The organism is Sphaerochaeta sp. S2, assembly GCF_016406725.1.
GTDB lineage: Bacteria > Spirochaetota > Spirochaetia > Sphaerochaetales > Sphaerochaetaceae > Sphaerochaeta.
On the sequence record NZ_JAEKNT010000265.1, the window covers coordinates 1 to 5,732 of the forward strand.

8 protein-coding genes are annotated in these 5,732 nt (G+C 49.4%); 6 read left to right on the plus strand and 2 right to left on the minus strand.

The window, feature by feature from the left end; translation table 11 throughout:
• The 3 genes from JF818_RS07500 to JF818_RS07510 form a co-directional block, all read left to right on the plus strand.
• Positions 1 to 472: amino acid ABC transporter permease (locus JF818_RS07500; RefSeq protein WP_198891408.1), on the plus strand; the 472-nt coding region annotated here is incomplete at its 5' end.
• The gene (locus tag JF818_RS07505) at positions 465 to 1,208 is read left to right on the plus strand and encodes an amino acid ABC transporter ATP-binding protein (protein ID WP_198891409.1); all 744 of its coding nucleotides are present in this window, start codon (positions 465 to 467) and stop codon (positions 1,206 to 1,208) included. The genes JF818_RS07500 and JF818_RS07505, both read left to right, overlap by 8 nt.
• A 126-nt stretch (positions 1,209 to 1,334) precedes the next feature.
• Positions 1,335 to 2,003 (plus strand): hemolysin III family protein, encoded by a 669-nt coding sequence (locus tag JF818_RS07510; protein WP_198891410.1) that lies wholly within the window; start codon positions 1,335 to 1,337, stop codon positions 2,001 to 2,003.
• Here the strand turns inward: JF818_RS07510 and JF818_RS07515 are convergent.
• On the minus strand, positions 1,990 to 2,733 hold the full coding sequence (locus tag JF818_RS07515) for a TlpA disulfide reductase family protein (RefSeq protein WP_198891411.1): 744 nt from the start codon (positions 2,731 to 2,733) through the stop codon (positions 1,990 to 1,992). The two genes, JF818_RS07510 and JF818_RS07515, sit on opposite strands and share 14 nt — an antisense overlap.
• 9 nt (positions 2,734 to 2,742) lie before the next feature.
• Positions 2,743 to 3,414, minus strand: a complete 672-nt coding sequence (locus tag JF818_RS07520) for a cytochrome c biogenesis CcdA family protein (protein ID WP_198891412.1) — start codon at positions 3,412 to 3,414, stop codon at positions 2,743 to 2,745.
• A gap of 62 nt (positions 3,415 to 3,476) precedes the next feature.
• Between JF818_RS07520 and JF818_RS07525 the strand changes: the two genes are divergently transcribed.
• From JF818_RS07525 to JF818_RS07535, 3 genes are all read left to right on the plus strand, one after another.
• Positions 3,477 to 4,265: an SAM-dependent methyltransferase gene (locus tag JF818_RS07525; protein WP_198891413.1), complete on the plus strand. Its 789-nt coding sequence runs from the start codon at positions 3,477 to 3,479 to the stop codon at positions 4,263 to 4,265.
• A complete protein-coding gene (locus JF818_RS07530) occupies positions 4,262 to 5,380 on the plus strand; it encodes a DUF362 domain-containing protein (protein ID WP_198891414.1) in 1,119 nt (372 codons plus the stop codon). The genes JF818_RS07525 and JF818_RS07530 overlap by 4 nt, the downstream gene beginning before the upstream one ends.
• A gap of 11 nt (positions 5,381 to 5,391) precedes the next feature.
• A partial coding sequence (locus tag JF818_RS07535; protein WP_198891415.1) for a small multi-drug export protein occupies positions 5,392 to 5,732 on the plus strand: 341 nt, incomplete at its 3' end.

The following is a 5,732-nucleotide window of genomic DNA, read 5'->3' on the forward strand; positions in this document are numbered from 1 at the left end:
GATTCGGGGTATTCCCCTCCTTGTCCAGTTGATCTTCATCTACTATGCGATGGGTCGTTTCTTCAAGATACAGGGGATGGTTGCGGCAGTCGTTGCACTTTCCATCTGTTTCGGAGCCTACATGGGTGAGATCGTACGGGCAGGTATCCAGGCGATACCCAAAGGACAGATGGAAGCTGCCATTGCCCTGGGCTTGAGCCGCTCCCAGGCCTTCCGCTATGTCATTCTCCCCCAGACGGTAAAGGTAATACTTCCAGCAATCGGAAACGAGTTCATCTCGATGCTCAAGGATTCATCCCTGGTATCTGCAATTGCACTCAGTGATATCCTAAGAAAAGGTAGGGAGTATATCAGTCGGACCTTCCTCTCCCTGGAAACCATGTTGGTTGTTGCGCTCATATACCTCATCATCACCCTCCTGCTCTCCCGCTTGGTAGGCATCCTGGAGGAAAGGTTGCATCAGAATGGCTAGAATACGTATTGAAGATCTCTCAAAGGATTATATCACCGCAAACAAGACCTTGGTGAAAGCTGTCAAACACGCTGATCTTACGGTGGAAAATGGTGAAGTTGTTGTAATCATCGGACCTTCGGGAAGTGGGAAATCCACCTTGCTCAGAAGTGTCAATAAACTGGAAAATCCAACCGGTGGTAAAATCTTCATCGATGAGGATGAGGTAACAAACCCGCATGTGGATTTGAGAAAGATTCGTGAGGAAGTAGGTATGGTGTTCCAGTCCTTCAACCTGTTCCCCCACCTTTCTGTCATGCAGAACATCACCCTCGCCCCTGTGAAAGTAAGAAAAATGTCACAAAAGAAGGCTGAGGAGAAAGCAAGGGACTTATTGAAGCTGGTAGGGCTTGAGGAAAAGGCTGATGTACATCCCCCCCAGCTCTCGGGCGGGCAGCAGCAGCGTGTTGCCATTGCACGTGCACTGGCAATGGAACCGAAGGTTATGCTCTTCGATGAACCCACCAGCGCTCTCGACCCAGAGATGATCAAGGAAGTACTTGATGTTATGCTCAAACTTGCAAAGAGTGGTATGACCATGCTTCTGGTGACTCACGAGATGGGATTTGCCAAGGCAGCTGCTTCAAAGGTTGTCTTTATGGACGAAGGACGGATTGTGGAAGTCGGTACACCCGATGAGATATTCTCCCATCCAAAGAATGAACGAACAAAACTCTTTTTGGAGCATATTCTTTAAAAAAAGGGCCTCAGGGCCCTGTTTTTTGCTCCTGATAGATTTCTACTAGTAGCCAAACAGCAGAAATCTACCATTGCCGAGAAGCAGGCACATCGCTAAGGTATCCAACAACAGGAGGCATCAACGATGCAACGTTTCAATACTTGGCTAGAGGACCATATCACCCTTCACTCCTATGATGACCCAAAGGCAGAAAAGGAAAATGCAATAACCCATGTTGTGGGAGCAGCTCTTGCGCTCATCGCACTCATCTCCATCCTATTCAAGCTCCCTTCCCTCGCCAGTACATCTTTCCAGGTAGGTTTGGTCATCTGGGGATTGACCATGTTGTTGCTCTATAGTTCATCTGCTCTCTATCACTCTCTTCCCCATGGGAATGGTAAACGGCTTTGCAGGGTCTTGGATCATAGCAATATCTATTTCCTGATCGCAGGAACCTATACACCATTGATGATGTACATTGGAACCCCTGTTGCCTACCGGATTACGATGTTGGTCTGGTTGGTTGCGGTTGTAGGTATCGTCCTCACCCTCATTTTCTGGGGAAAAGCCAAGGTATTGCATGTCCTGCTCTATCTGGCCATGGGATGGTTGATTGTATTCTTCTGGAAAGACATTGTGCCCTACCTTCCTTCTGATTTGATCAAATGGATCATCGCAGCGGGACTTACCTATAGTATCGGGGTGATCTTTTACGCAAGTAAACGCCTCCCCCACTACCATGCCATCTGGCATTTGTTCTGTATCGGGGGAAGCGCTCTGTTCTACGTCGGCTATATGCTTACTCTTGTGTGAGCAACCGGTCAATATTCTCCTGCAGTGCAGTCTCACTGACATACCCGAGGTAGCCATTAGCTATTGACCCATCAGCATTGAAGAATACGGTGGTCGGTAGGCTGTTTGTCTGGAAGATGTAGGCAAACACCCCGTCATCCGTGTAGACAGGACCGGTGAACGGGAACTCTTCCATAAACTTGGTAATGGTTTCCAGAGTCTCTCTCTGTCCATCCATTGCATTGAGGAAGATGAAGCTGATCTCATCACCATAGGTATCATATGCAGCCTGGAAGTGAGGAAGTTCCTGCTTGCAGGGAGGACACCAGGAAGCGAAATAGTTGATGATTGCTGGTTTGCCCTGCCGTACGGTATCAAAACTGGTCTCTTCCCCGTCTAGGGTGAAGAGAGGAATATCAGGCATCTTTGGGGCTTCTTCCGCAGGAGCTTCTCCAGCCTCTTCCGAATCAGGTGTATCGGCCTCTTCGTCAGCAGTTGCCTCAGGAGGAGTCTCCACCGGCTCATCAATTGCAGCAGTTGTTGTGGCAACATCCGGCTCTTCTACTGCATCAATTGATGGTTCAACAACGGCAGGTTTTTCTGCAGCAGTGGGAATATTCGTAAGATTCGGGGTGAGGGAGACAGATGGAGCACTGCTCTCCTTGAGTGCATTGTATGCAACGGAGGCGACAACAATGATTACGATGAATGAAATCAGGGTAATCATCAGGGTACGGGTATTTTTTTTCATGAAAAACTCCTAGAGAAATAGTGCAGCCGGATTGAACCCCAAGGTCAAGGCAATGCCGAAGGCCAGAAGGAAGAGGCCGCTGATTATCGTGATAAGCTTGGAATGCTTCTTTATTGCTGCAAAGACACCTTCGAGCTGCTCGATCAGGATTGCTGAGAGCAGGAACGGGATGCCAAGGCCCATGGCATAGAAGAAAAGGGTCAACATGCCCTTTGTTACCATTTCAGCATTGGCTGCCATCATCAGGGCACTGCCGAGCAGGGGGCCAACACAAGGAGTCCAGCCCAAGGCAAAGACCAAGCCAAAGAGCATCGACTTGGGAACATTCATGTTCTGTAAGCCTTTCATCTGGAACTTGTGGTTGTTGTTCAATGCGGGTATCAGGACGAATCCCAGATTGTTCAGAGCAAAAAGGATGACCAGGACACCACCGATACGGTTGAGCATATCCAGGTGACTCTGAAGGAACTGTCCTATGGTGGTTGATGCAGCTCCAAGGGCTACAAAGAGGATAGTGAATCCAATGACGAATGCTATGCTGTTTTTCAACAGCAGATTCTTTTCCTGATCCTGCTCTGCCACACCACCGGCAAGGTACGAGAAGTACAGCGGAAGGATGGGGAGGATACAGGGACTGATAAAACTGATAATGCCTTCGAGAAATGCAGTTATATACGCCATGGCTGAGCATATCATAAGAGGAAAAGGTTCACAAGAGGGATAAAAGTTGGTACAGTCTGACCATGGCAAAACAGAAGGGCAAAGCAGAAGGAGAGACGCTGTTTGGGGCATACTACCAGGATATCTACCAAGATCGCTGGGAATCGCTGAAGGCAGCCTTGATTGAGGATAAGGTACCTACTGCGTACGATGAGGGGCTGACACAACCATATTACCTCGATGAAGCATCGGTTCTCGCTGCAAAACTGCTTGGTGTACAGAAGGGAGAGACTGTACTGGATATGTGTGCCGCTCCAGGTGGAAAAACGCTTGTGCTTGCTTCCTGTCTCCAGGGTGAGGGTAAACTGGTCTCCAATGACCGTTCTTCCGCCCGGAGGGCAAGACTGAAGCAAGTGGTAAAGGACCACCTCAGCGAGGCCGAACGGGAGATTGTTCAGGTAACAGCCCATGATGCTACGCGCTGGTCACTCTATGAACAAAATGTATATGACCGGGTATTGCTCGACGCCCCTTGTTCCAGTGAGCGCCATGTATTACATGACCCAAAGGCCCTTGCGATGTGGAGCCCATCCCGTCCAAAGAGGCTTGCCATCACCCAATTTGCCATGCTTGCTGCTGCCTTGGAAGCGGTAAAACCGGGTGGGTATATTCTGTACAGTACCTGCTCCATCAATCCGATGGAAAATGAACGTGTTGTCGAGAAGTTGTTCGAGAAGCGGGTTGGAAGATTCACCATCATGGATAGCGCCCAAGAGGGAAGTGAAGAGAGAGACTATGGATCCATCATCCTTCCCGACCGTGGAGAGGGCCGAGGTCCACTCTATTTTTGCCTGATCAGGAGAGATGTATGAGTAGTGTCGCCATTGTACGATGTGAACAATATGAACAAGCGTTGGTCGATCAGGCGGTTGCCGCTGCCTGCGAGAAAGGAGAAATGCCTGAGGTCAGGGACAAGCGTGTTCTTCTCAAACCGAATATTCTCAGTGATGCCAAGGAAGAACGTGGCATAACCACACATTCAGCCGTCCTCAGGGCTATGATCAGGCATCTCAAGAGCCAAGGCGCAAAGGAAGTGTTGGTTGGCGACTCCCCCGGATTACAGAAACCCAATTTTCAACCAAAAGCTTCAGGTATATATCAAGTATGTGAAGAGGAAGGTGTGCAGTGGATTGACTTCACCAAACAACCTACGACCTACACAATTCCATATACCCGTGGCAAGAAGCTTCCTCTCGCTGCCGTACTGTCTCAGGTGGATATGGTCTTCAGCCTCCCCAAGTTCAAGACACACCAACTGATGTACGCCACAGGAGCGGTCAAGAACCTGTTTGGCTTGGTGCCCAATCTCTACAAGAGTCCCTGCCATGTGCAGTTCCCTTCTCGTGAACAGTTTGCGTCCCTGATGGTGGGCATTGCATCCATCGTGAAGCCCGCGTTCAGCCTGATGGACGGAATCATTGCAATGGAAGGACCAGGCCCGGCAAACGGGGTCTCTCGCCATCTGGGCCTCTTGATCGCCAGCCGTGATGCAGTAGCATTGGATTATGCCCAGGCTCAGATCATGGGGTATGATCCTCTACTCGTTCCCATTGTTGCAGAGGGAATTAGGAGAGGATTGGGAGAGAAGCCCACCTCCTACCCCGCTCTCTCTGCTGAAGAGCTGGTACAGAATGATTACATCCGTATCGAAATGCAAAAACGCACCAGTTTTATCCACTCCTTGATTGTCCCTTTCATTTTCAGTCGTTATATCCGCTGGAAGGTGAAGAAGGAGCGCAAGGCTCCGGTCTTTTTGGTCGACCCTTGCATTGGTTGCAGGAAATGCATCGACATTTGTCCTGCCGGAGCCTTGACGATGGTTGATAAACGTATCATCATCGACCCCAAGGCTTGTATCCGATGTTATTGCTGCCATGAAGTCTGCCCTGCCTCAGCGATACTTGTTGATGAAGAAATTCCCTCCTAGAGGATGGTTGTATGGATAGTCCCACCTTGTTTTTCAGTATTCTTCTTTCCCTTCTCCCTATCAGTGAACTGAGGGGAGGCATACCCTATGCCTATTTCAATGGGGTTTCCCTCCTCATAGCAACTCCTCTTTGTGTGCTTACCAATGCCTTGGTTGCCCCAATCGTGTACACATTTCTGGCAACATTTCATAAGATATTCCATGAACATTGGAGGTGGTACGCCTCCTTCTTTGATCGTTTTGTTGCCAGGGCACAAAGACGCGTTGCCCCTAAGGTCAACAAGTATGGCTACTGGGGTATTCTCCTCTTTGTGGCAATACCCTTACCGATCACCGGTGCATGGACGGGAAC

Bases quoted from the DNA above. Each gene is read 5' to 3' on its own strand.
- JF818_RS07510 (WP_198891410.1), top strand. From the start codon at position 1,335: ATGCAACGTTTCAATACTTGGCTAGAGGACCATATCACCCTTCACTCC.
- JF818_RS07525 (WP_198891413.1), top strand. From the start codon at position 3,477: ATGGCAAAACAGAAGGGCAAAGCAGAAGGAGAGACGCTGTTTGGGGCA.
- JF818_RS07505 (WP_198891409.1), top strand. From the start codon at position 465: ATGGCTAGAATACGTATTGAAGATCTCTCAAAGGATTATATCACCGCA.
- JF818_RS07515 (WP_198891411.1), bottom strand. From the start codon at position 2,733: ATGAAAAAAAATACCCGTACCCTGATGATTACCCTGATTTCATTCATC.
- JF818_RS07530 (WP_198891414.1), top strand. From the start codon at position 4,262: ATGAGTAGTGTCGCCATTGTACGATGTGAACAATATGAACAAGCGTTG.
- JF818_RS07520 (WP_198891412.1), bottom strand. From the start codon at position 3,414: ATGGCGTATATAACTGCATTTCTCGAAGGCATTATCAGTTTTATCAGT.